Source organism: Paenibacillus sp. Soil766 (assembly GCF_001428105.1).
Taxonomy (GTDB): domain Bacteria; phylum Bacillota; class Bacilli; order Paenibacillales; family NBRC-103111; genus Paenibacillus_E.
Genome location: NZ_LMSJ01000004.1, coordinates 180,612 through 205,963, shown reverse-complemented (window position 1 = coordinate 205,963; position 25,352 = coordinate 180,612). Strand labels below are relative to the sequence as shown.

The 25,352-nt window shown below is 45.6% G+C and carries 18 protein-coding genes; 6 read left to right on the top strand and 12 right to left on the bottom strand.

The window, feature by feature from the left end; genetic code table 11:
• Positions 1–281: 281 nt before the first annotated feature.
• Positions 282–1,052 carry a DeoR/GlpR family DNA-binding transcription regulator gene (locus ASG89_RS04750; RefSeq protein ID WP_057309194.1) on the bottom strand — a complete coding sequence of 257 codons (771 nt, stop codon included), beginning with the start codon at positions 1,050–1,052 and terminating at the stop codon, positions 282–284.
• A 270-nt stretch (positions 1,053–1,322) separates the two neighbouring features.
• Here ASG89_RS04750 and ASG89_RS04745 point away from each other — a divergent pair, with 270 nt between their 5' ends.
• Genes ASG89_RS04745 through ASG89_RS04735 form a run of 3 tightly spaced genes read left to right on the top strand, consistent with a single transcriptional unit; the run spans position 1,323 to position 3,993 of the window.
• Positions 1,323–2,264, top strand: coding sequence for a metallophosphoesterase family protein (locus tag ASG89_RS04745; protein WP_057309193.1), 942 nt, complete (start codon positions 1,323–1,325; stop codon positions 2,262–2,264).
• 26 nt (positions 2,265–2,290) lie between these two features.
• Positions 2,291–3,154 (top strand): GRP family sugar transporter, encoded by an 864-nt coding sequence (locus ASG89_RS04740; protein ID WP_057309192.1) that lies wholly within the window; start codon positions 2,291–2,293, stop codon positions 3,152–3,154.
• 17 nt (positions 3,155–3,171) lie between these two features.
• The gene (locus tag ASG89_RS04735; protein WP_057309189.1) at positions 3,172–3,993 is read left to right on the top strand and encodes an alkaline phosphatase family protein; all 822 of its coding nucleotides are present in this window, start codon (positions 3,172–3,174) and stop codon (positions 3,991–3,993) included.
• 55 nt (positions 3,994–4,048) lie between these two features.
• Here ASG89_RS04735 and ASG89_RS04730 read toward each other — a convergent pair whose 3' ends face one another.
• The 9 genes from ASG89_RS04730 to ASG89_RS38160 all read right to left on the bottom strand — a co-directional run bounded on the left by ASG89_RS04730 (position 4,049) and on the right by ASG89_RS38160 (position 16,919).
• Positions 4,049–5,476, bottom strand: coding sequence for an alpha-L-fucosidase (locus ASG89_RS04730; protein WP_057309187.1), 1,428 nt, complete (start codon positions 5,474–5,476; stop codon positions 4,049–4,051).
• Positions 5,477–5,540: 64 nt separating this feature from the next.
• Entirely contained in the window at positions 5,541–5,690 is a 150-nt protein-coding gene (locus tag ASG89_RS37455) for a hypothetical protein (protein WP_157276525.1), read from the bottom strand.
• A 74-nt stretch (positions 5,691–5,764) separates the two neighbouring features.
• Positions 5,765–6,703: a metallophosphoesterase family protein gene (locus ASG89_RS04725; protein WP_063867679.1), complete on the bottom strand. Its 939-nt coding sequence runs from the start codon at positions 6,701–6,703 to the stop codon at positions 5,765–5,767.
• Between the two features lie 171 nt (positions 6,704–6,874).
• Positions 6,875–8,419, bottom strand: a complete 1,545-nt coding sequence (locus ASG89_RS04720; protein ID WP_057309185.1) for a hypothetical protein — start codon at positions 8,417–8,419, stop codon at positions 6,875–6,877.
• 95 nt (positions 8,420–8,514) lie between these two features.
• Positions 8,515–9,393 carry a carbohydrate ABC transporter permease gene (locus ASG89_RS04715; RefSeq protein ID WP_057309183.1) on the bottom strand — a complete coding sequence of 293 codons (879 nt, stop codon included), beginning with the start codon at positions 9,391–9,393 and terminating at the stop codon, positions 8,515–8,517.
• 1 nt (position 9,394) lies between these two features.
• A complete protein-coding gene (locus ASG89_RS04710) occupies positions 9,395–10,387 on the bottom strand; it encodes an ABC transporter permease (protein ID WP_057309182.1) in 993 nt (330 codons plus the stop codon).
• 202 nt (positions 10,388–10,589) lie between these two features.
• Positions 10,590–12,887: an AraC family transcriptional regulator gene (locus tag ASG89_RS04705; RefSeq protein ID WP_057309180.1), complete on the bottom strand. Its 2,298-nt coding sequence runs from the start codon at positions 12,885–12,887 to the stop codon at positions 10,590–10,592.
• A 155-nt stretch (positions 12,888–13,042) separates the two neighbouring features.
• A complete protein-coding gene (locus tag ASG89_RS04700; RefSeq protein WP_057309178.1) occupies positions 13,043–16,723 on the bottom strand; it encodes a polysaccharide lyase family 8 super-sandwich domain-containing protein in 3,681 nt (1,226 codons plus the stop codon).
• Positions 16,724–16,793: 70 nt separating this feature from the next.
• The gene (locus ASG89_RS38160) at positions 16,794–16,919 is read right to left on the bottom strand and encodes a hypothetical protein (protein WP_268795580.1); all 126 of its coding nucleotides are present in this window, start codon (positions 16,917–16,919) and stop codon (positions 16,794–16,796) included.
• 175 nt (positions 16,920–17,094) lie between these two features.
• Here ASG89_RS38160 and ASG89_RS04695 point away from each other — a divergent pair, with 175 nt between their 5' ends.
• From ASG89_RS04695 to ASG89_RS04685, 3 genes are all read left to right on the top strand, one after another.
• Entirely contained in the window at positions 17,095–17,691 is a 597-nt protein-coding gene (locus ASG89_RS04695) for a TetR/AcrR family transcriptional regulator (RefSeq protein WP_057309176.1), read from the top strand.
• 64 nt (positions 17,692–17,755) lie between these two features.
• Positions 17,756–19,168 (top strand): MFS transporter, encoded by a 1,413-nt coding sequence (locus ASG89_RS04690; protein WP_057309173.1) that lies wholly within the window; start codon positions 17,756–17,758, stop codon positions 19,166–19,168.
• Positions 19,169–19,281: 113 nt separating this feature from the next.
• Complete coding sequence (locus ASG89_RS04685; RefSeq protein WP_162259672.1) at positions 19,282–22,440, top strand: S8 family serine peptidase; 3,159 nt, start codon at positions 19,282–19,284, stop codon at positions 22,438–22,440.
• Between the two features lie 153 nt (positions 22,441–22,593).
• Here ASG89_RS04685 and ASG89_RS04680 read toward each other — a convergent pair whose 3' ends face one another.
• Complete coding sequence (locus ASG89_RS04680; protein WP_235549597.1) at positions 22,594–23,442, bottom strand: DUF6999 family protein; 849 nt, start codon at positions 23,440–23,442, stop codon at positions 22,594–22,596.
• A gap of 23 nt (positions 23,443–23,465) precedes the next feature.
• Entirely contained in the window at positions 23,466–25,334 is a 1,869-nt protein-coding gene (locus ASG89_RS04675; protein ID WP_057309167.1) for a StlD/DarB family beta-ketosynthase, read from the bottom strand.
• Between the last annotated feature and the right edge of the window lie 18 nt (positions 25,335–25,352).

Here is a 25,352-nt window from a genome sequence, read left to right as displayed (position 1 = left end):
CTTTTGATTGTAACGTTGGCGGAATTCACTCATCTCGGACACCTCGTAATTTGGATAGGTCTATTATCTAACTCCCCAATTCGTTGTGTCCACTACTAAGTCTAAATTCATTTTTCGACTTACAGCTGCTCTTAAACCGCTTGACGCTGCAGTCCCATCAGCTGTCAATTACGCAGAAAGGCCAATATGAGAACGGTTACCGTTCCTCCTATTGGCCTTTTTCTGTCTTGCACTCTACTCTCTACTCTCTACTCTACTCCACTCACATCACTCACTACTCATCACTCACTTATCCGCACCTCAATACCAAGCCCCTCAATCGTATCCACCCACTCCTTCGGGCAGCCGGCGTCGGTGATCAGCATAGAGATTTCCTCCAGTCTCGCGACTCTAGCAAACGTAGATAGGCCAAATTTGCTATGATCTGCAACCAGAATGCACTCTTCCGCTCTTTGCATCATTTTGCGCGAGATCACCGCTTCAGCCAAATGGAAGTCAGTAATTCCATCCGTTAACGAGATGCCTCCAGCTGAAATAAACGCTTTGTTTACTTTAAATTGATCAAGCAACTGATCTACCAGCGAGCCTGTCACTGCCCGACATTCTTGATTGACTTCCCCGCCAGTAAAAATAACCCTGCCCCTGAACGTTTCCATCGCTAAATTAAGAATCGGGATGGAATTGGTAATTAACGTCACATTCGTCTTGTCATTCAAAAAAGGGACAATTTCTATCGTGGTTGTCCCGTTATCCAACATGATCGTTTCGCCATCTTGTACGAGTGATGCAGCTAACTTCCCGATCGCTGCTTTCTCTGGTTTATTCATTTGTACACGATTTAGAAAGGGAGGTTCGACCATCTCCATGCGCATTTTGACGGCGCCGCCATACACTTTGCGCAGCTTGCCCTCCTTTTCCAAACGGTCCAAGTCCCGTCGTACCGTTTCCGTAGAAACAGTAAGTAGTTCTGACAGGTGATGCACCTGCACTTTCCCTTCCATTTCCAAATGATTCAGTATCGTCATCCTGCGATCTTCATAGGTTAATGACATTAGGGCCTCCTAACATGTCCGATAGTTTGTATATATTGTTGTTTTATATTGTTGTATATGTTGTTGTTTTATGTTGTTGTTTTATGTTGTTTTCATTAGTGTAGGGGTTAGCGCTACGTGTGTCAATTTACGGATGCCGCCGTTCCTCCCTCGCAAAAATTGTTCGTTGACAGCCCCTCTTAACCAGGTATACAATTGTCAACAAACAACAACATTTATTATTGATTCAACATGATTCCACAATCAAACTTCATATTGGGGGCTACACTCATGCTCAAGCAGCAACGGCTGACTTTTCGTGAAGATTCCACATTTACGATCACGCAATTTACAGATTTACACTGGATGGATGGGAGAAAGGAAGATCAACTAACCCTCCGTCTGATGGAGGAAGTACTCGATGCGGAGCAGCCTGATCTCGTCGTATTTACCGGTGATGTTATTTATACAGGACCTGTTTCGGAAGGTAAACAGCACTGTAAAGAACCACTCCAAGCTTTTCGCGACGCTGTGCAAGCTGCTGAAGCTCGCCAAATTCCATGGGCTGTGGCTTTTGGTAATCACGACACCGAAACCCTCATCACAAGACAAGAACTCATGAACAGTGTCCTCACGTATCCCTATTCAGTGACTCAACCTGGACCTGCCGAGCTTAGCGGCGTTGGCAACTACCGTCTCCCGCTCCATGGCCGTGACGGGCAACCAGCAGCGAGTTTATATTTTTTCGATTCAGGAAGCCACTCTACAGTCGCTGAGATTCCAGGCTATGACTGGATTCACCATGATCAAATCAGCTGGTATACCGAACAGTCCCGTAACGAGCAGGGTGAACGGCCTGCACTCGCTTTTTTCCATATCCCGCTTCCCGAGTACGAGCACGTGTGGGAGCGTGCGACATGCTATGGTAATAAACACGAGAACGTCTGCTGTGCTCGCGTGAATTCTGGACTTTTTGCAGCTATGGTTGAAATGGGCAATGTCGTTGGAACCTTCTGTGGACATGACCACATCAACGATTACTGGGGAGAGTTTCACGGGATTCGTCTCTGTTATGGCAGAGCAACTGGCTACAATACATATGGCAAAGAAGGCTTTCATCGCGGTGCCAGAATGATTCGCCTCCGTGAAGGTGAACGCTCGTTCGAAACTTGGCTGCGCCTCGCTGACGGCACCGTCATCCGCGATCAACCCGAACACCAACCAACGCTGTAACTTCACTTTTGTTTGGAGCTGATCACTTGTTAACTGCGTCAATATTACTCGTTATTGCTTCAGGACTTGCCCATGCCATCTGGAGCTTATTTACCAAAAGCAGCCTGAACAAAGGCGTCTTCCTATGGTCCATCATCATGGTCACCACTGTTATCCTACTTCCATACTTAATCAAAGAATTATGGTTCAACCCATTAACTTTATCTGCCTACGGACTACTTCTACTTTCAGCCGCTTTACAAGCTGTTTATGCTCTCTTGCTCTCGCGCACCTACAATATGGGGGATCTCTCGCAAATCTATCCGATTATGAGAGGTACTAACACCTTATTCATCCCGATTGTCGGTGTCTTGTTTCTACGCGAATCCTTATCGCCTCTCGGATGGACGGGGCTGCTTTGCATGGTGACTGGCTTCCTGTTACTCAGCGGTATCTTCACAAGTGCGCGACCTTCTGAACAGACGTCTGTCAAATCAGTTAAGCCTTTCCTTATGGCGCTCAGTGTAGGGCTGTGCACGACTTGCTACGTACTTGTCGATAAGCTGAATCTGGCACATGTCTCGCCTATTGCCTTATTAGAAGTGACGAATATCGGATTCGTCGCAGGGCTCACACCGCTTGTCCTTGCATCCAAACAACTGCGCAGAGAGTGGACAATAAACTTCAAAACGATTGCACTGGGTGCAATTCTTAATCCAGCATCTTATTTGTTATTTCTGTTCGCCATGAAATACGCACCTGTTGCCCAAATCTCCCCGCTTCGCGAGATTGGGACCGTGTTCGCAACCCTGCTAGGCATCATTATCCTCAAAGAGAAACAGGGTACCTTACGCATTCTTTGCTCTATTCTTATCTTAATTGGCATTCTTATGATCAGCTTTTGGGGTTAAAAAGAGGAGGAACATCAATGAGCACTTGTAATCGTGTCATTATTATTGGTTGGGATGGCGCCGGCAACTTTGTCCGTGATGCGCATACCCCGAATTTGGACCGCTTGTTCCAGCAAGGTGCTTCCACGCTCGAAGCGCAAACTGCATCGCCTACGATCAGTGCTGAGTGTTGGGGAACGTTACTGCACGGAGTTAATCCTGTGAAACATGGACTTACGAATACCAAAGCAGAAGTTGAAATCTTCCCCGACGATTCACCCTATCCATCTATTTTCCGCGTTGCTAGAGAAACATTCCCACTTGCTAAGCTAGCCGCCTACAGCGCCTGGAAGCCCATTAACGATGGGATTATTGAACCTTCAATCGGCGTCCACAAAATTTCAATGCCTGATGATGAGCTAGTCCAAGCTATAGCTGCTTACATACATGAGAACCCTGATTTCAAGTTGCTCTATGTGCAACTGGATCTCCCCGACGCCGCTGGTCATAAGTACGGGTACAATATGCCCGAACAACTGCGCGTTATCGAAGAGTCAGACCGCCAAACCGGCGTTATATTGGATGCCCTAGAGACTGCTGGACTCATTGACGATAGTCTCATCATTGCGGTCACCGATCACGGCGGCGGCGGCGAGAGCGCATTCGATCACGGCAGTGATCATCCGATGGACAAAACCATTTTCTGGAGCTGTAAGGGTCCTGGCATCGCACCTGGCACTCAGCTCGACGATGTCAACATTGCCGACACAGCAACCGTCGTCGCGCATGCACTGGGACTTACAGCCCCCGCGTCTTGGGAGGGGAAAATGCCCCAGGGATTGTTCCACGGCCTTCAATAGCAATAAGGAGTTAAGCAGCTACATACTGCCTAACTCCTTTTTATCGTGAAACAATTCACGCTCCGGTGTCATACACGCCGATGTGACTTAGCGTCGGATTCACACGCGATTCTGTGATCCCAAGACGTATATACCTTGCATTGGTCCTCTCGACTCGGCATATTTTCTTATACCCAACCACCGTGCCATCGTATAACGGCTTCCATTCTTCTCCCTGCTTATAAGCCAATTGAAAACGTTCAATCCGCTGTCCTGCTTGGATATACTCCTGCAACACGATACGATCAAATGTCATATCCCCACCAAGATCAATCTCCAGTTCAGCACGATCAGTCCCCTCTGGAGGGCACCAATACGTGTCGGAACGTCCATCCGTGACATGCCCGGCATCCACATCACTATCCTTGGTATGAGAAGCCCTCACCTTCGCCCCTGCAGCCTGATCTATCGCATACGTTCTGCGAAGCCAATGACCCAACTCACGCAGATGCCTAGCATCCGTCTCATGAATCAGCCCGCGCTGATCAGGTGGAATATTGAGCAGCAGCGCACTGTTCCCACCCACCGTACTTTCATATAAATCAATCAATTCCTCTACGGTTTTGACTTTATCATCATCCGTTGGATCATAGAACCATTGTGGTCGGATCGACACATCGACTTCAGATGGATACCAAATGACGTCATCTATCTGTGCTAAAACAGCCCGACTTCCCAGATCCTCCTCTTCCGTATTGATTCGCTGTGCAAATGCGGCATCATCCACCTGCTGGGAATCTGCGTGTATTTTCTCCGTATCCTTCATATACGCAGGTACTACACTCCATTCCGATTTGCGTGTGTGACCGGCTTCATTGCCGCACCAACGAACATCAGGTCCACAAATATTGATAACAGCCTTAGGCTGCAGCTCGCGAATAATGCGATAAGCAGCTTCCCAATCGTATACCTGCATTTTACCATTCGAGCCCTCACCGCAAGCACCATCAAACCAAACGCAAAAAACTTCACCATAGTTCGTAAGAATTTCTCTTAGTTGATTCTGGAAAAAGTTATTGTATCTTGGGGAATCCCCATAACTAGGCTCATGCCGATCCCATGGTGACAAATAAACACCAAATTTCAATCCCTGCTCACAACAAGCTTCGGCTACATCTCTTACAACATCCCCTTGCCCATCCTGCCATGTGGTGGATTTGACCGAATGATCCGTGTAAGTACTTGGCCACAGACAAAATCCATCGTGATGCTTACAGGTCAGGATGACCCCCGTCATTCCTGCTAATCGGCAGGACTCGACCCATTGTGCAGCATCATAGGCTGTTGGATTAAACAACTGAGGATCCTCGTCACCTAATCCCCATTGCCTCCCCGTAAATGTGTTCATACCGAAATGTATAAAAGCATAAAACTCCATCTCTTGCCAAGCCAATTGGCGTGGAGTGGGAACAACCCTTACTGCTTCTTCTATGGAAACTGCCATCTCTATATTGCTCCTCACGCGTACTAAATTTGACTCTCTGTATTTTATATGAACAATATTCCCCCTATACGTCTGCCACTACATCAAAAGGCAAACGAGTGAGTTCCGTATTCAGCGTTTCACCCAAATAAATCATATCGTAACTTCCAACGGGAAGCTCCAGGCTACTAAAAATCAACTTTCCATCTGGCTGGCCGAACGTTTTGGTCTGCACGGAGACAATAGGATGAATAGGTTCTGTCTCACTCGGTGTCGCTCCTCTTAGATAAATGCCGAAGGCATCTTCTCTTAGTCAATTTGTTCATAGGACTGATAGACAGATTTGTTCATAATCATGGCAGGATTACGGAGCGTACAATCCGGATCTATCGTCAGATCCACCACTGGAATGGCCACTGGCAGTTGTACCGTATATGCCGCATCAGTAACCCACGATTTCGAGGAGAAATCTCTTCCTTTTACAAGGACCCTATCCTCGTAAACTTCGACGATCAAACCCTGTGAGCCCTCTTTCAAGACGTCGTCATCTGTCCATAAATAAGCTACAGAAGCCGCATTAAACATGGTCGCATATTTCCTGTTGTACATCGTCTCCTTTGCACCCAGCTCCCAGTGCGTGTGACCGGTAAAGACAATGGATTGCGGGTGTTTGGCTAGAATCATCTTTAATTCTGCATCCTGCCTGATCCCGTTCCAGCCAAACTTACTTTGGGATCCTGCAACCGTATTCAACAGCGGCTCATGAACAAAAATAAATGCCGGTTTCTCCATCAGTTCCTGTTCTGACAACTTTTGATCCAACCACTCGAGCTGAGTTTCTGATAAATAAGCGCAGTCTTTCAAGCCAATTTCTGTGCCAAGAAATATAAAATGATACCCTTCCAACCACAAATCATAGTATGTATTTTGAATCCCCGTATGTTCTGTAAATAACGACATCTGCCTATTCAGATCTTTCCAACGCACATCATGGTTACCGTAAGTAAAGTAGATTGGCGGCAGCCCTTCCATGTTAGCTTTCCAAATCTGTTTCATCATTTCAAATTCCGCTCGCTCCCCATTGTCCGTGATATCACCGACATGCATGATCCCGTGACAATCTGGAGAAGTTGCCAAGATATCCTTGAGAGCCTGATCCCAATTCTGGGCTTCAGTCCCCTCCAACGTGTCTTTAATATGGGTATCTGTCAAAACTACGAACTTGAGACTTGGTTTCTTCACCATCATTTCTATCTCTCCTTATTTCGATGTGCTTTAGAAGAATAAACTGAATCCACCTATAGTGTTCACCAACAGCCCCTTCCCTTCCCCCCTATTGATTACTCCCCATGTTTGATTTTAAAAGAAACCCGACCACGCCATCATCAGGCACGATCGGGTCCTTTCTTTTTATCAGACTTATTTGGATTTCTCTTTGTAGAAATCGTTCGTTTCTTTAATATGCTGTTGGAAAGTTGTATCATCTTTAAACTGTTTCACCAGTTTATCCCAATCTTCAAGTGAGTTTTTACCAACAATGACATTGACCATCATATCGTTCACCTTTTTATCCCAGTCTGCTCCTTTTTCCTTATATGGCGCGGACTTCATCAACCCGTAAGTTGGATCTGGAATGGAGGAAATCGTATCAATGACTTTTACATTGGCTTGGTAAACTTCGTTTGGCATACCTGCTGTCTTGGCTCTTGAATACTTATCAAAGTACCCCGTTACCCACTGGCCTGTCGTATCGCCTGAATATCCTTTTTTCTTCCCTTCTTCGGTTTGTTCTACGCTTCCGTCAGCTTTGACGGTGAAGTCAACATCTTTGATGCCGTAAGTTGCCAAATTATAGCCCTCAATAGTAGCCGTGTAATCGTAAACTTCTAGAATTTTCTTCAATTTCGCCTCATCAACGGATTTCTTATTGACTAGGAATTGTCCATAATAACCACTTGCTTGCTCATAATACAATTTGCCATCTGGTGCTTTTGGTATTTCAGCAGCAATGAGGTTGGCTTGCGGATTTACTTTCTGCAACTCCACATTATATTTATATGCATCACTAACATTCGCGAATGCTACCCCTGCTTTACTCTGAACGAGCATATCTTTAATTTGTGCTGCCTTGAGTACAGGGAAATCCGGAAGAATACCGCCTGCTTTATAGGATTTATTCCAGAAAGCAAGTGCATCTTTGGCTTGTGGTGTATACCAATACGGAATCAGACTGCCGTTCTCATCTTTCCACTTCGTGCCTGTACCGAACATGGATAGGATCGTGCTCGAAGGTCCATTTGCTCCTGGAAGAGCAGCACCATACGTATCTGCTTTCCCGTTGCCGTCTGGATCCTTCTGTGCAAAGGCTTCGAGAACTTTGGACAACTCATCCATCGTTTTCGGCATTTGTAAACCCAGCTTATCCAACCAATCTTTACGAATCAGCATGGACTCGTGGCCATCCAATGGTCTTACCCGTGGCAAGGTGTACAGTTTACCTTTCAAAGATGCATTCTTATATACGTTATCTGGATATTTAGCCAGGTTAGGATAACTTTTAATGTATGGACTTAAATCCCAGAAAGCACCTTGATCTACTGCATTAAGGAATGCAGGCGTATAGTTAAAATCTTCTAGGAATAACACATCTGGTAAATCTCGTGATGCGAGCAGCGCATTTAATTTCTCTGTAATTTGGGCTGCAGGAATCCAATTTAATTTCAGATTGACATTGAGCTTCTCATTTAACTGTTTTACAGCTTCCAACTCACCTGTAGGTGCTGCGGCGAAAGCAAGCGTTGTAATGGATATATCGGTTGGTTTTGCAGGTTTAGCTGATGCCGCCGTTGTACTCGCTGCCGAACTTGCTGGCGCAGCTTCATTCGCTTTCCCACAAGCCGCTAAAGAAGCGACTAGACCCGTTGCTGTTAAGAGTACTGCCAATTTTTTGACCATTGGTTTCATGTAAAGACCTCCCGTTTATATGCTTATTATACAATCAGAATGATGAACCTGCATGTCCAGTACTTCCCAGCATCACCCCTCTCCTTATGGTTCACTCACCCTTTCACCGAACCAACCATCATACCCTTAACAAAATATTTCTGTAAGAACGGATATACCATGACGATCGGTAAGGACGAGATCACAACGGCAGCCATCTTGATTACCTGTGGTGGCACAGTTCGTTCACTTTCCAACATAGCGGCAACTGAGGGATCAGCCATCTGTGATGCGGAAATGAGCAGCATTTGAAGGAGTACCTGCAAGGGACGCAAGCTATCACTATTGATATAAAGCACGCCGCTAAAGTACGTGTTCCAGTAAGCTACCGCGTAGAATAATCCGAATGCGGCAAGGGCTGAGACGGAAATCGGCAGCATAATGCGGAAAAATACGCCTACATCCGAACAACCATCCATTTTGGCTGCTTCCTCTAGTTCATCAGGAATTTCCTGATAAAAATTTTTCATTAAGAACACGTACCAAGCACTAGTCAATGCTGGCAAAATAAGTGCCCAAATAGAATCCATTAAACCAAGACTATCTACAAGCAAATAGTTCGGTATCATGCCCGGATTGAACAACATCGTCATAAGAATTGCGACAAGAAAGAATTTCTTCCCTTTTAACCTTTTGCGAGAGAGCACATAGGCTAATGCACTAGTCACAATTAAACTTAACAAGGTACCGAATACCGCTAGTATGCCGCTTATCCCCATCGCATGAACGAAAGCATTCGTAGAGAAGATGTATTCATAAGCAGATAAACTCCATTTTTCAGGAATCAGCACTAAGGACTTCGTCAGATATTCCGTTGGATCGGTAAATGAAATGATTACAACGTAAATGAAAGGCAGTAAGGTAACAAGTCCAATGATTGTTAACACCGTGTAGTTTAGGACATTAAATATTCTAGAACCCATCTGATTATCCATGTTAGTAAAGTCCCTCCTCGCCGAACTTCTTGGCTACACGATTTGCCGTAACGACCAGTATAAGACCTACAACTGATTTGAATAATCCAGCAACCGTTGCATAGCTGAACCGACCTTGTTGAATACCTACGCGGTATGCATACGTATCAAATACGTCAGCCACCTGCGATACGGGTCCGCTTGCCATAAGGAAGATTTGTTCAAAACCTACATCCATCACTTGGCCTAAACGTAGAATTAACAAAACAATAATCGTGCTTTTGATACCAGGAATCGTGACATTGCGCATCTGCTGCCATCTTGTTGCCCCATCGATTTGCGCGGCTTCATACAACTCTGAATTAATCCCAGCAAGTGCGGCAAGGAAGATAATCGTTCCCCAGCCCGCTTCTTTCCAAATGCTTTGAGCCGTAAGGAGGGCCCAGAAATAATTAGGCTCCGTTAGGAATTCAATCTTGTGCCCGCCGAATTCGACGATTAATTGGTTAATGACGCCACTGCTTTGACCTAGAATCAAGAAACAAATACCGACGATGATCACCCAAGATAGGAAGTGAGGTAAATAGATGACCGTTTGTACAATTTTCTTAAAAGGTAAACTCTTGACCTCATTCAGCAATAAGGACACCACAATAGGAATCGGGAAGAAAAATACGATATTAAGAAGTGAAATCGCCATCGTATTTCGAAACAACATCATAAAATCAGGATTCGTGAAAAACTCATGAAAGTATTTCAATCCAACCCATTCGCTATCCCAGAAACCTAAGTAAGGAGAATAATTTTGAAAAGCAAGCAATAATCCCCATAACGGTACATACTTGAAAATGAGGAAAAATAGTAATCCTGGCGCTGCCAATAGATATAAATATTTGTCACGCTTTAGCGCCACCTGCCACTCGTGTACCCATGATTTCTTAGCTGTCTTGTTTTCCTCGAGTCCACTCGGGATCACTTTCTGAAACTGTTCCACCTGACTATGTGACAATGTCATCACCTCTCATGATTACGTTCGCATCTCGTTGTTTTGCTTGAAACGATCGTACCTGATCCTAAGTCATAGGAACAATGACCAATTCTTATTCACGCTTTGCGGTCAAGGCAAAAAAGGAGAAACCCCGTAACTACGGGGTTTCTCCTCTTATTTTTCTCATTTTTCGCTGCATCCTGCATCTAGAAAACGATTTTTGGGCATTCTAATTTTCCTCGTCTGACCCACGGAACTGACCTGGCGTCACACCCATATGCTTTTTAAATACGCGAATAAAGTTCTTCATCTGATACCCCACTCGTTCAGCTACATCTGAAACGGATAGATCCGTCGTACGGAGCAACTCAATCGACTTCTCAATTCTTACCTTAGTCAAATATTCAATAAAGGAGACATCTTTTTTCTTTTTGAAAAGCTTGCTTAAATATTGCGGACTTAATCCACAAATCTGTGCACATTGATCCAATGACAAATCGAAGTGATAGTTCTCTTCCATATACCGAACCACTTTGGCAATTAACTGTTCATGCTCCTGATGCTGCTTGCCATGCACATAAGCAACTATAGGCTCGACCAATTGTTCTTTAAACCAGGCATTCAGTTCGTATGTCGTACTGATATTGCGGATATGAAGATACGGATCCCCATTCGACTCGCCAAATAATAGAGCCGTATCCAAACCGAGCATATAAGCTGTGCGAATCGCAGCGGTTAGCAGGCGATAGTACGACATTTGAATAAGCTCAGGCTTCTGGATCGCAGCTCCCATCGCTTTTGCAAACTCGTCCATCATCCTGACGGCTTCATCTCGATCGCCTAGCTGCAACGAATTCTCAAAATGCGTCTCGATCTCCAATGGATATCGATAATGCATGTCTACATTCCTTTTACCACTCGTGTGAGCAATGACTTGATTCCCACCAACGATCATACGTGAACGGACTGCGAGCAGCGCCTCCTCATACAGTTCAGGCAACTCGCTAAGTTGTTCGCTCTTGCCACTTAATCCAATCGTAACTTGAAGGCGTAAATAGTCAGATACAAGCAGACGCAGACGCTCAGCGAATTGTTTAATGTCGGATTCTTCGTCATCGGTTTGCAGCGGATCCCTATACAGCCAAACAGCTACCTGATCATTCAGCAGATTGATGCCGATTCCTTCCATTGCATGGGTTTGTAATAGTTCACTCGCGATATTTTTCACAGCAAAGACGATTAACTCACGATCATTTTCTTGAAAACGCACCTTGCCTTCCGACTGCAAATCGAAAGCGATGACCATGACGATACTCTCTTTATGGGCAGGCACGTTATATCTGCGAAGCATAGCCGCTAGCTGATCCTCGGAATAATAAAGGAATCGCCCCTGCAAGAGCTGTAGCGCAAAGATTTCACGAATCAGCGGCAACTGGTCACTGAGCTGCTGCTGCATGTCATTCGCCGTACTACTGAGCTCCGCCCATCGTTTGTGCACGAATCCCACTTCATCGGTTTCCACTTCATCCGTTTGCCCGTCTTTCACATAGGCGACAAGATTCTGAATGGGACGATAAACACGACGTGTGCCCCATAGCGTTATGAGTGCCCCAAACACTAAGCAGATGAGAACAATGATCAGAGTAATTAATTTGATTCCATTGGACTTCGCATTCAATTGATCGATCGGAACCATATTAATGTATTGCCACTGATTCAAAGATGACGTAATCGGGGTCACCATATATTCAGTGCCATGGAAGACGAATTGGAACCGCTGTTCGGAACCCTTTTGAGCTATTCGCTCAAATAGACCTTGTGGAACCTCAGTCCCACCCATGGAGGTAACAAGCACGCCCTTTTCGTCTAAGATGAACATCTGTTCACCTGTATAGCTTATAAAACGTTTCATAATATTCTGGAACAGCTCTTCATTAATCCGAATAAACATGAGCCCGATCGGCTGTTTGCCCAGCAGTGGCAATTTGGCAATTAACGTAATGCCATTGTCGTTGTAGCCTGGTATGAAAGGGTATGGCCCGCTGACCCACCTAAGCTGATCATTGGAGGCAAGCTCTTTCAGGAGCGATTCACGTTCCACGATGCCCTCAATACGTCTCCCCCCATAGATCGGAGAGATCAAATAGCCTTCATCCGGTACGTACACAGCAACATCGCTGGCTTCTTTATTCCCATTCATGAGCGCAGATAATTCGCGTGAAATTCCCGAATAGAAACCTGCGTAATTCGTGCTCTTTAATTCCACCAAATTAGAGCTAAAAAAAGTCCCCAGCAACATTTGGATGGCATTGTTCTGCAGCCGATCTAACGTGGAATCGATGGTTGAGGATACGTTATTTAAAATCCGAACATTCGATTGATTCACTTCACTTTGTACAGCGGAGGCTGAATATAAATAACTACCTATCCCAACGACGAGAACAGGAATAATGGCAGCAAACAAGGATAGGGTGATCATATTGCGAAAAATAGTTTTGCCTCGGAAAAAACGCTTCCATAAATTCATGAATAATTTGCGCAGAGCAATCACCTCGCTGACTGAATACTGAGCATTCTAATCGGTTAGTCGTATAAAATCAAGTTCCTCGAGAAATAAGGATGACCCGACTTCATCAAACAGACGAAGTCGGGTTGTATTTGTTTCAAATGATCTTAGTCATCTTATGACTTTAAAAAGGCAATAGCGTTTAACAGCTTCTCCGAAAATGCTGCTTCGATCTTTTTACCTGATTGCGCACGAATATGATTTTCTAACGCATTGAATGCCTGTTGTACTTGTGTCTGATTCAAATGCTTTTGAAGAACATCAATCATGACTAGCAAGCTGTTATATATGCCTTGGTTGGTAATCCAGCCTTGCCCATATGCATATTTCACTAATTCATCCAATTGACCTACATCCATCACTACTTTTAACGTGTACACGGATCTGGTTTCGTTCCCTGCTGTATCCGTTGCCGTCACAAGTACGGGATGATCACCGATGGTCAGACTTAAAGGACTGAACGTGTAGGGGAGACTTACTGTTTGGCCATTCAACTCTAACGACTTTGCTGCCACTCCGCTTTCAGAATCCGAAATGTCGAAATTCAAGCTGCCTCCCGCTGTCCAATAGACAGCCATCGAAACTGTTGGCGTGATAATGGGTGCTGTCGTATCCTTCTTGAACGTCACTACGTGCGTTTTGCCTACGGAACCCGCTACGTTGATCTGAAGCTTTAACGTCGGCAACGTTTGTACAATCGTAACTGTATCATCACTACGCACGAGGGATAACGCAGCCTTGTTCAGTTCAAGTGAAATCGTATTTTGCTTTTGTGTTGGATCCGATACAGCAACGGTTAACTCCGATTGGGATTCCTTCACCATGACGGAAGAAGCATTGTATGCGGTGATGAAATCGACCGTTCCTGGATTCCAGAAATTCGCAGCCGTAATACCCAGCTTCTTCTCCCTAACCGCATGCACATCCACCGTATTGCTTAGAACCTCTGCATCAGGCGCATGGCTGTAAAGCTCAGTAGCCGCAGTGTCTTTATGTGGCAATAGCACGTAGGAATACGCAGCATTCGAAGGCGTTGCCCCGTGTTCAAAGGCCAGGCTCATGTAATTCCGCGTGATTGGCGTCGCCGATTGGCCGCTGTTAATGTCACTCCATTTGCCAGTTCTGGCCTCACGTAGTCCATACACGCTTGTCGCCTCAGGGAAATAATAGCCCATATCCGTTCCCGGCATATTTCCAGCCAAATGAGCCCACTTGACGTTCTCCATCGTTTCCGACCAACCGAGCTGACTTGATTTGGCTGCGCCATTCACCGTAAGCACATTATCACCCGCATCACTCAGCTTACGATTATCAATAATCGTTTCTACCGGTTGCGGTCCCGCGTTGCTGCTCGAAATACCTGCGCCCAATGCGACGATTTCATCATCGAACATAAACCACGACTTTTTGCCTTGCAAATCGCTACCAGTCACTTTGGTCAAAGAAAAATCCATCCCGGACGCGCCGTAAAGCCCATCGATTGTCGATCCTCCCACCCACGCTTTCGCGTTCATGTAGGAGGTCCAATCACCTGGTGTTACACCTTTGCCAGAGCCGTTTGTTGTCGTGCCTGGCAATCGAAATGAATCAACAGTTGGCCAGAAATCATTGCGATAATGGCTGAGATCCTGATCGTAGAGATACGTCATACCGATTCCCGTATACCAACCCTTTAAATTCTCGGTATTGCCTTTTTCAAACGCCGAGATGCGATTGGAGAACATGCTAATTCCGAAGCCATATCCCTCACGCAAATGGACTACCCGGTCCATACCTGCAAACACTTGATTCTTGATCAATTCACCTCTAGGCTGAATCGAAGTATCGTTTAAGAGATTTTTCACAAGACTCAAATCGTAGACAGATAGTCCATCAAAATAATTCGTATACGTCGTATCCGACAAAATCCACTCCATCGCCATTCGCTTAATGGATAACGCTACATCCGCCGGCGCCCCTTCAGCTAAGCGAAGCAGCGTTGTAATCGTACCTCTCGCACTGCCTGAGGCTTGCCTTGACATGCCTCTGCCATTGACCATGTCCATATAGAGACCTTTATAGATGACAGGCTCAAACGTATCTGACACCCATTGATAAACGTTATTGACGTTGGGATCTGTTACCGGCCAAGGGGAGCCATTCAACAAGTACGTCATGTCTGCGGCTCGACTTAGCCACACGGCACCGTATCCCGCCGTATACGCAATATTGCTGTGTTGAACAAGGGAGCCGTCTCGATAAACGCCATCTCCATGATCGGCGTAAGCAAATTCCGGTCCGATGGCATCGCGTCCTTGTATGATCCTGGCACTGTTATTTCCGATCACGCCTCGAACCGCAGCAACCAATGCTTTATCAAGCAGATTAGCCCCCGTCATCTTGACTCCTTTGACACCAAGAACGGAGCCCGCCTTCGGATCTGGACAAAATTTATCTATCGGCTTTATGTACTTGGTGATCTGCCCCTGCGTCAACTGCCCGTACATGAGCACGATGAGATCATTTAAGGCTTGCGGGACACCGATCTCCCAGTCAAACCAGTTCCCGTATGGACTCTTATTTTCGTTATATCGATTCGTATACATCCATTCCATCGCGCTCACGATATCATCTCGCAGCGATGTGTTGTGATACAAAGGAGTTCCTGGCATGGAGTAGGCCAAAGCCATTGTTTTTAAACGAGCGTAAGCCGTGCTAATCTGGCTCGAATCTGTTGTGCTCGTCATATCGCTCCATACATTTGTCCGATTACCAGCTTTGTTCACTCGATCCCACAAGCCCGTGTGATCTGCATTGGATACACTATCTACCAGTTTAGTTAGATTAGCAGCCATATCTGGATCAGCAGGATTGAACAGCGCACCGCCCGTTAGTTTATCGCTCCATTTCTGCCGAAGCGCACTGTACGATGCTGCCATTTCTGCTGATTCCACGTTGATTGTACATTGCGCTGAAATCGTCCCATCCGGTGTCGCAACGGTAATTGTTCCAATTCCCAACCCTACAGCTGTCACTTTTCCATTGCTGTCCACGGTAACTGCACTCGGATTGCTTGACGTCCATATCACAGTTCTATCCACGGCGTTCGTCGGAGTAAGTACCGCTGTGAGCGTAGTCGTTGTATCTTTTGTCATCGATATCGCGCTTGAATCCAAAGCAATTCCTGTAACTCCGTTATATTCCTCCAGACTTACTTCATCGAACCATACTTTCCCCATACCAGTCTCCAGAAAAGGTTCGATCACTAACTTGGTTGCATTCGCTGGTATCGTCATAAACACTTGCTGCATCGTCCAATCGTTCGTACCTACCAATTTTGAGGTTGAGGGGCCATCTCCAACTTTACTTGTGTTATAAAATTGCGTTCTGAAGTATGCACCCGTTCCCGTCACATTCTCCGTTTTCAACCACATTTTCAATCGATAGGATTTCCCCGCGGTCACTGGTGTTACCGTCTGATTAATGGAGACTCTGCTTGTTGCAAATGCATCTATTAATACGGACTTATTTCCTTCATGGGCTGCGGTAGAATCCAACGTGACATTGACAGTTTTGTTTGGGGCTTTCCCGCTTCCAGTAGGAATCCATAGCCCCCAACCCACGGGAGCATTCACGCTGCTCCAATTAGCGTCCGTAGCAGTCGTCGCCTGTTCGAAGCTACCGTTAGTCATCACATTCACCGCAGCGGCTTCTGCCCGATTGGTTGCGCTTTCAATAAATGGAACAGATGAGCCAACCACACTCCAAAGCAAATTAGCAGCTAACAGCATACTCACTTTCTTTTTAACCTTCTTCATCAATTCATCCTCCCGATCACATTCTTTCGATCATAATAACTATGGAACAACTTTCTTTTCCTTATGTAGGTTAAATCTTAATGCCTTGCACATATCCGATCGTACCTAACCGCTTCTTCCGTGACAATGACCAATTATTGCTGCTTAAAATGTCCGAGACAAAAAAAGAGAATCCCGTTGTTACAGGTTTCTCCATGGATTCAATGCACTATTTTTAACACATCAGGATCCTTTATATCCATTTATGAGCATTCTAGTTTTCACTGTCTGCCGGTAAACAAGCCTATTGTGAAATCGTTATTGACTTTATCGTCTACTCCGTTTAACATGAATGTCAGTGAGTACTGACATTTGTTCGGAAGAGGGATACCATGAACGACAGCAGCAGTAAAATGGGAAGCGGTGATAAGCTGCTCTTAGCAGCGCTCCATTTAATCGCAGAAAAAGGCTACAACGGGGTAACGACGCTGGAAATCGCCACCGCGGCTGGCCTCAGCGAGAAGACCTTATTCCGCCATTTTGGCACAAAACAGAAGCTTCTCGAAGCTGCATTCGACCGTTATCATTATGCGGAAGAGATGAAAAAGCTGTTTGCCGAGAAGCTCGTCTGGGATTTAGAGAGGGATCTTCTTCTCGTTAGCACCACTTATCATGAGATCATGAATAGGAATCGGAAAATGATTCAAATCTCCCTCAAAGAAGATGAGGGCCAATTACCCGGCTTTCGCGCTCGTACCCAAAAGCATCCTCAACAGCTGCTCGAGATCTTAACAAACTATTTCATCGAAATGTCCGCACAAGGGAAAATCGTCACATCGAATCCCGAGATGCATGCGTTCACCTTCATTATTATGCACTTCGGAGCTTTCATGAACGATCTCGATGCTCAAAAAAGCTATCCTGGTATCAACTTAGCCCCCTTCGTGCAAGAGAGCGTCCGATTATTTGCTAGGGCTTTACGGCCCTAGTTTTTTTCTCACTCATATGTCAGTAAGTACTGACAGTCTTTTCATTGAAAGGAAGTGTCCTCCTATGGCAACCAAAGCACCACTGCAACAAGCAGACAAATTAATGCGTGTTCTCATGTTCACCATGACCTTCTCCATGATGAGCGGCGTAATGTTCAACATTGCCCTCCCCACAATCAGTAAGGAATTTGCGCTGACGATAGCCCAAGTGAGCTGGTTATCTTCTGCTTATATAATGATTTACGCCATTGGCGCTGTCACGTATGGAAAGCTCGCTGATCGCTACAGGTTAAAAGATTTAGTTACGTTCGGGCTTGTGCTATTCGCACTAGGCTCCTTGATCGGACTGTCGTCGCAAACATTTGGCATGGCGCTAGTCGGCCGATGCTTACAAGCCGCTGGCGCCGCGGTCATCCCGGCTATCGCCATGATTATCCCTTTACGCTACTTCGCTCCTGAGCGTAGAGGAGCAGCACTTGGCATGACAGCAGTCGGTCTAGCTTTCGGGAATGCCCTTGGGCCTGTCATTGCAGCCCTCATAATAAGCACGCTTCACTGGCGTTGGTTATTTGCCGTATCTCTCGTTGTGCTGGCTGCACTTCCCTTTTACCACAAATATCTGGGCAATGAACGGCCTGTTGGCTCCAGCAAGTTCGACTGGATTGGCGGCGGATTGTTAGGTATCACCATTGCTTTACTGCTGCTCAGCGTAACGAACGGAGTCTGGCTTTTGCTCGGCGCAATGATCGTTCTTGGATTATTCATGGTACGAATTCGCACCGCAGGTGAGCCATTTATTGCACCGAAGCTATTTCAAAATCGGAAATATACGCTCGGGCTTACCCTCTCGTTCCTCATTAGCGGAAGCTGCTGCTCGCTCTATGTGCTCAGTCCCTTGCTGTTAACGGATGTTCAACAGCTTCCTTCCGTATGGATCGGCTTCGCCTTGATTCCTGCCGCTGTTGCATCGGCCCTATTTGGCCGCAAAGGCGGCAAGCTCGCTGATGCCAAAGGTAACTCGTACGTTGCCTACATCGCTTCCAGCTTATTGCTGGCCTGCTTCCTTCTGCTTGCCACGTTTACGGGCAGCTCACCGCTATTCATTGCGTTGTTCCTACTGCTTGGCAATGTCGGCCAGTCCTTCATCGTCATTGCGGTAAACAATTCAGTTTCCCGAACACTGCCGGCGGATCAGGTCGGTGTGGGCATGGGCATGCTGTCGATGGCCAACTTCATTGGGCAAGGTATCGCGATCGGTCTGTATAGCAAGGCTGTCGATCTAGGCTCGACTTCGATGTCTAGCTGGAATCCACTTTTCGGCCACGGATCTGGTGTTATTTTTAGCAATATCTATGTCGTGCTAGCGGGTTCGCAACTCTTGATTCTGGGGATCTATTATGGTTCGTTTGGACGTAATAAGAGGCAGAAACGCGGAGTCTTACAAGGAAATAGTGAAGCTACTTTATCTAATTTTTAGATTACGCTACAAATTTCGACAAAAACCAACCTAACTTTCCTATAAACTAGTAAAATGAATCTTATACTCAGACATTTTATTCATATTACAGTTCATAGGGGGAAGCCATGGTTTTGCATAAAAGAAAGTTGCTTCTTGTACTCGTTTCACTCTTTACCGTCTTCAATCTTTCGCTTGGATCACTCGGCTTTGCTGAAGAACCGCATGATCAACCAAGCACATCCGCTACGCCTACTTACAACGAGAACGACATCGTTCCGGGGAAGGTGCTCGTGAAATACAAGCAACAGCCTGCCCCTAACGGCATACAGGCATTGTCCGCGCGCTCTGCTTCTTCATGGACAACGCTTAACTTCAGCAACGATCTTGCTGTCTCGGATAAGCTCACTGAACTTCAAAAGGATCCAAATGTGGAATATGCGGAGCCGGTTTATAGGGTTCATTTGATTTCTTCAAGCTCCGAACCATTCCCTGTTCCAGGTCCTCCCACTCCACCTCCATCTGTCGATGTCGGAGGGGGCGGCGGCGGCGGCGGCATATCAATTCCGTGGGGGAAACTCGCTGCACATGTTGAACAAATGAGCGCCTACACTAACACCACTCAGAATCAGAATATCACTGTTGCTGTTATGGATACTGGTGTAGATATGGCACATCCTGCTTTACAAGGGTCTATTATCCAAGGCTACGACTTTGTGAACAAAGATGACAATGCTCAGGATGATCATAATCACGGTACACATGTTGCAGGGATCATCGCTGCGCAAGCTTATAACGGCGTGGATGTAGGTATCGCACATGGCGTGAAGATTATGCCTCTTAAGGTTCTTGATCAGAATGGTGCAGGAACTTCTGATCTCTTAATACAAGCTATCCAATATGCTGTGTCGAATCATGCTGATCTCATTAATATGAGCCTTGGTATTAATGGGTACAGCCGGTCGTTACATGAGGTCATTAAACAAGCCCATGCTCAAGGAATTGTGATTGTTTCAGCCGCAGGCAACGACAGCAACAATTGGACAAAGAACGAAATCGGGCAATTTAGCACGCCAACTTCGGATCCTTTGGATGCTCACCGTACTGCCCATTTGACAAACTATCCAGCTGCCTATGAAGAAGTAATAAGTGTTGGAGCTGTCGCGCAACTTACTAATCTTAGCTATGCCATTGCGGATTTCTCCAATATTGGAAAAATTGATGTCGTCGCACCTGGTGTTATGATTTATAGCACAGTGCGTGACGGGGACTATGGTTATTTCTCAGGCACTTCTCAAGCGACGCCATTTGTTACTGGGCTTGCTGCTTTATTGAAAGCATCAAATCCACTTCTGGATGCAGAAGATATACGTCTCATTCTTCATACGTCGGCACAACCAACCGGTCTACAGTCGTTACAAGGAAATATCTATGAAGCATCTGACGACTATCCTTATACCTATGCTTCGCAAATGATAGCTTACGGCGACGGCCTCATCAACGGCATTCGCGCATTTGAAGTGCCTAGGTTGAAAATGACACCCGCTGCTGCAGTTAATTTCCCTACAAACCCTACGCTCAGTTATAACTTTGAGCTAGTGAATGTTAATGATACCGTCGTGAGTGTGACCTATTCGGTATATCTGAATGCCAGAGCCTATAACGAAACTACGATTGATCGAGAAGTAGATTTGCCGTACGCATTTGCCGCTACACCCTCATGGGCTCCCTTGCAAAATGGCCAAAAACAGTTAACAGCTACGATAAGCAATATAGGTTCTGGGTATAACTTCTATATGTACGGCACATGGGAAGAGCCTTCTTCAAAAGGGGGCATAGTTCAGCACCGTTCTAATATCATTTCAGCCCCACCACGAGTTAGTTTAGCTTCTGGAACATACACGGGTACTCAGAAGGTTACCCTCACATCTTCCTTCGCGAATGGTACCATTTACTATATGATCGAGCAAAAGAATAAGGCTGCATACATTTCAACGTTCCCTGTCTCAGGTGGTGAGCTAACACTTAGCGAAGATACTGTCTTAAATGTTGCCACGTATCATAACAATGCATTCAGTAATGATGTAACTTATCAGTATACAATTACTCCTGCCGTCACCCCTCCATTACTAAGTGGCGGTGGCGGCGGCGGTGGTGGCGGCAGCTCACAACAAGCCCCCTCCCTCAATGCCGATGGGAAAATGGCCTATGAGTTCAAACCAGCACGCGTTGATTTAATAATACTATTAAATAAAGCGCTGTCTGACCTAACTCTGGAAGCCAAAACGAAGGAAAACGTGGATATCCTTTCCGTCGAGATGGACGCTGATATTGTTCAAAAAGCTTCGCAAATGAACAGACCCATCGTTATCGCGGCTAATGATATCAACATGCAGATTCCGCCAAATGCTTGGCCGATCAAGCTTTCGACTGGCAAAATCCTGTTTACATCGAGCAAGTCTACTACTGCTATCCCGAATTTCACATCAGCATCCGCTATTTATGATTTCTCTGTAACCGAGGATGGGTCGAAAATCAATGCATTCGCTTCACCTGTGAAAGTTACCATTCCTTTTGATTCCAATAAGGTCAAAGATATTCATAAACTTAGCGTCTATTTCTATGATGAGGCTCAAGGTGCCTGGACGCCTATCGGCAGCATCCTCAATTCGGATGGCACAATGACAGCTTCGCTTGCCCATTTCTCCAAATATGCTGTTCTCGAGAAGCAAAACGATACGAACCTTAAGGATATTAAGGACCATTGGGCACAAATAGAAATTGAAAACTTGGCAGGCAAAGGAATTATCGATGGCATCACCTCAGACTCCTTCCAACCTGATGCAACATTAACAAGAGCACAATTCGTTACCATCATCGCTAAAGCGTTAAAATTACAGGAAACTGGGAAAACAGACATATTCCAAGATGTATCCGCGGATGCTTGGTATCGAAATTCCGTCTACGCAGCCTATTCTGCGGGTATGATTAGCGGTATGAGCGAGACCACCTTTATTCCTGATGCTCCTATCACACGGGAACAAATGGCTCTCATTATGGTTAATGCTTATTTACATGCCTCAGGTACAAAGCTTGAAGACATCGTCACCACGCAAGAGGTCAAATATACCGACGAAGGTACGATTAGTGCATGGGCTAGATCCTACGTCCGAATTGCTTCTGCGTTAGGTCTTCTCAGCGGAACGACAGGAGGACAATTCGCTCCTGCGGATAACGCTTCTAGAGCGCAAGCGGCGGTTGTGATTTACCGACTATTGGACAAAGTACAATGAGTTAATCTCACATAAATGTAAACTATAATCGCCCTGTCTCTCCATCCGTAGGATGAAGAGACAGGGCGATTTGCATAAGTATTTAACCACGATAACTATCTTGCCAACGCAAGCAGCGACTTTCCAATGTGCGCTAAAATAGAAGGCTGCAAATTAAGCTGCCTGTTTGTGTTTTAACTCCACGAGTAAGGCATGGAGTTGTTCTGTAGCAAGCCCATGAAGCACTAATCGAAAACCGGCTCGAAGCGTAGACAGCGGAACCATCGGGTGCTTATTGTTGATCAAGGCCAGCCTGTCATTACTACCGATCACTTTGGAGGCTAGTATCCCAATCGTCTCATCCAGTTGTAAGGAATTCGTTGCTCGCCAGAAATCGTTATCTGTCAGAAAAAACTGGTAGACAGGTGTAAAGCACTCAATAGCTGTCATGAGATCTAGAAAATTAGTCCTTCGATTGGGCATCAGTTCTATCGGGATGCGACTTGAAGTAATGGCATCAAAATTTAGTCGTTCCTGCTTCGTCACCTCGATGTTGTTCTCACGTAATTGTTTGTTTAAATTGATTACAAAATTGTATAAATTGAGGTCATGAATGAGAAACAAATCGTCTTTTATCGGTTCAAGATTCGTCGGTTTCAGCGGATTCATCTCTACATGGACACCCGGAATGTTATCGCGGATAAATTGCAGGATCTCAGATCCCAGATAAAAATGCCGAAGAATCATATAATTGGCGTCTGGACTCACGAACGTTTTCATGCCCCAATACAAGAAACGATGCAGCATTTTAGATGAAGTAAACGCTTTTGGGAAAATGATTTTGTATAGTTGGAAAAGTATGATCAGCAGTCGAGAAAGCGGCCGCAAAATGGGAAGCAAAAATTGTCTGGATTTACTGGAGCAGTCCTTCAAATAGGAGGCTTTCGCTTCTTCGTTAAATGGAATACTTTGATCAAGGTAGATGGCAAGGAATGGATTAGGATCTTGCTTATCATGCGTCATGTTATTAAAATAATCGGCCTTGCTCATACGTTCCCCAGCTCTTCTAATTGTAAAAGATACAATCGTGCTGTCGTTTTAGCGGTTTTTATTATCCGTTCAGCAATTTCCATTGTAAGCATCGGATGTTGAATCCCTGCTTCTAGACGCTCGAAATGTTTCTCATCGGAGTCGCTATGATAGAGTAAAAATGATACTTGATCGTCATTTAAGCCGAGTTGATCACGAATTGCCTCTCCCCAGTACCTCGCCATTCGACATCCCAAACCTTCAATAATCCACATCGCACCCATCAGATCCACAGGATTTTCTCGGCTTGCTCGCTGAAACAGATAGGCTGACAGTGCTTCGCTGCCGATATTTTTCTCACCGGATTGAATACCCGCAAGATTTCCTCCCACGGCCACGTAATTTCGTTCTAATATTTGAAAGTCGCGATGCTCGTCGCGGGCATGGGCAATAAACATGGAACGCAGATCGATGTTATCAATCGAGATGTAAGAGGCTGCACGTGCAATCCACTGCGACCCGTCGATCACCTGCTGACGAATGTTTTCCATGAGCAGCATGTAATCTTCCCGCGTAAATTTGCCCCTATACAGTTTATGAATAATGGGAACGTGAGCAAGCTTTTGTTCGAAATCAATCCAAATGTTGACTAACTGCCGTACTAAATGAGATTGTAGCAAACTAGCATGATCAAATTCCAAATGGGGCGCTTCTGGCTGTCTCTCCATGAATTCATTGACCGTCATGTTGCCTGTACCGACTACAGTTAATAGCATATATGAAGTCTGAAATCTTCCGCTCTCCGGAACCATGCAAAGCACTTTTTCGCCTGGTTTTAGATGCCCTTCGTTGAGCAGTTCCTCCAGCATAATATAGATAGAGGCTGCTCCTGTGTTGCCTTTCGTATATAGGTTTGTAAACCATTTGTCTGCCGGAATGGTCATGCCGCCAAGCTGCATAAGACGGAAAATCTCGTCACGGAAATAATGCGAAGAGTAGTGACAAACCATCCAATCAATGGAAGAAGGATCTACTTTCCCCTCTTCTACGAGTTCAAAAAAACGTTTCACACCCACCTTCGGCATTTCGTTAACTAGGCGAATGTCTTGTTTCAAATTAATAGCCCCATCATTTGCCGCTTCATGGATGGAAGCATAATCAAGCCAACCTGTTTGATTTTCCTTGGAGCCCTCTTTGTTCATGCCTGCATACATACAAGTATCGTATAGATTGGCGTAAGATTTATTGTCGATCCATTCAATTTTGAGGGATATCCCCTGATCGCTTGGCTTAGGCTGAAGCACGGCGGCACCCGCGCCATCAGACAACATGAACCGAAGAAAATCCGTATCAAATGGAATCGGTCGATCCATGAATTTGGCCTGCGCTTCAAAGCGCGTATGTTTAAAAACCCGGCTTGGAAACTCGCTGGCACAAGAGATTGCGGCTTTCTTCTCACCTGACTGTACCTGCAAGTAGGCATTTTTGATTGCTTGCATACCGCTGCCGCAGACGCCATGATGTGACGCAATTTCCATAACAGGCAGGCCGGTTTCGGCATGAACCATACTGGCAAACCCAGGCACCAATAGGTCACCCTGAGTTGTACCAACTGCTAGAAAGTCTACTTGGTTAAATAAATCGTCGTGATTCCGCTCGAGCGCATCGCGAATCGCATTTTTAGCCATTTCGGCATTTGAATATAGGCTTTTTTGATTTTTATCTATGGCGTAATAACGAGTTTGAATTTTGTTCTGATCAAGAATGCGCCGCATAGATTTCGAGCCTTTTCCGCCTATTTTCCCAAGGTATTCCTCGATTTCCTCGTTATCGATTGGTGTACCAGGCAGAAACTTCCCGATACTCGTTATATAAACAGAATTCATGAGAACACTCCCTAGTGA

Bases quoted from the DNA above. Each gene is read 5' to 3' on its own strand.
- ASG89_RS04750 (WP_057309194.1), bottom strand. From the start codon at position 1,052: ATGTCATTAACCTATGAAGATCGCAGGATGACGATACTGAATCATTTG.
- ASG89_RS04745 (WP_057309193.1), top strand. From the start codon at position 1,323: ATGCTCAAGCAGCAACGGCTGACTTTTCGTGAAGATTCCACATTTACG.
- ASG89_RS04735 (WP_057309189.1), top strand. From the start codon at position 3,172: ATGAGCACTTGTAATCGTGTCATTATTATTGGTTGGGATGGCGCCGGC.
- ASG89_RS04730 (WP_057309187.1), bottom strand. From the start codon at position 5,476: ATGGCAGTTTCCATAGAAGAAGCAGTAAGGGTTGTTCCCACTCCACGC.
- ASG89_RS04725 (WP_063867679.1), bottom strand. From the start codon at position 6,703: ATGATGGTGAAGAAACCAAGTCTCAAGTTCGTAGTTTTGACAGATACC.
- ASG89_RS04720 (WP_057309185.1), bottom strand. From the start codon at position 8,419: ATGAAACCAATGGTCAAAAAATTGGCAGTACTCTTAACAGCAACGGGT.
- ASG89_RS04715 (WP_057309183.1), bottom strand. From the start codon at position 9,393: ATGGATAATCAGATGGGTTCTAGAATATTTAATGTCCTAAACTACACG.
- ASG89_RS04710 (WP_057309182.1), bottom strand. From the start codon at position 10,387: ATGACATTGTCACATAGTCAGGTGGAACAGTTTCAGAAAGTGATCCCG.
- ASG89_RS04705 (WP_057309180.1), bottom strand. From the start codon at position 12,887: ATGAATTTATGGAAGCGTTTTTTCCGAGGCAAAACTATTTTTCGCAAT.
- ASG89_RS04700 (WP_057309178.1), bottom strand. From the start codon at position 16,723: ATGAAGAAGGTTAAAAAGAAAGTGAGTATGCTGTTAGCTGCTAATTTG.
- ASG89_RS38160 (WP_268795580.1), bottom strand. From the start codon at position 16,919: ATGGAGAAACCTGTAACAACGGGATTCTCTTTTTTTGTCTCGGACATT.
- ASG89_RS04695 (WP_057309176.1), top strand. From the start codon at position 17,095: ATGAACGACAGCAGCAGTAAAATGGGAAGCGGTGATAAGCTGCTCTTA.
- ASG89_RS04690 (WP_057309173.1), top strand. From the start codon at position 17,756: ATGGCAACCAAAGCACCACTGCAACAAGCAGACAAATTAATGCGTGTT.
- ASG89_RS04680 (WP_235549597.1), bottom strand. From the start codon at position 23,442: ATGACGCATGATAAGCAAGATCCTAATCCATTCCTTGCCATCTACCTT.
- ASG89_RS04675 (WP_057309167.1), bottom strand. From the start codon at position 25,334: ATGAATTCTGTTTATATAACGAGTATCGGGAAGTTTCTGCCTGGTACA.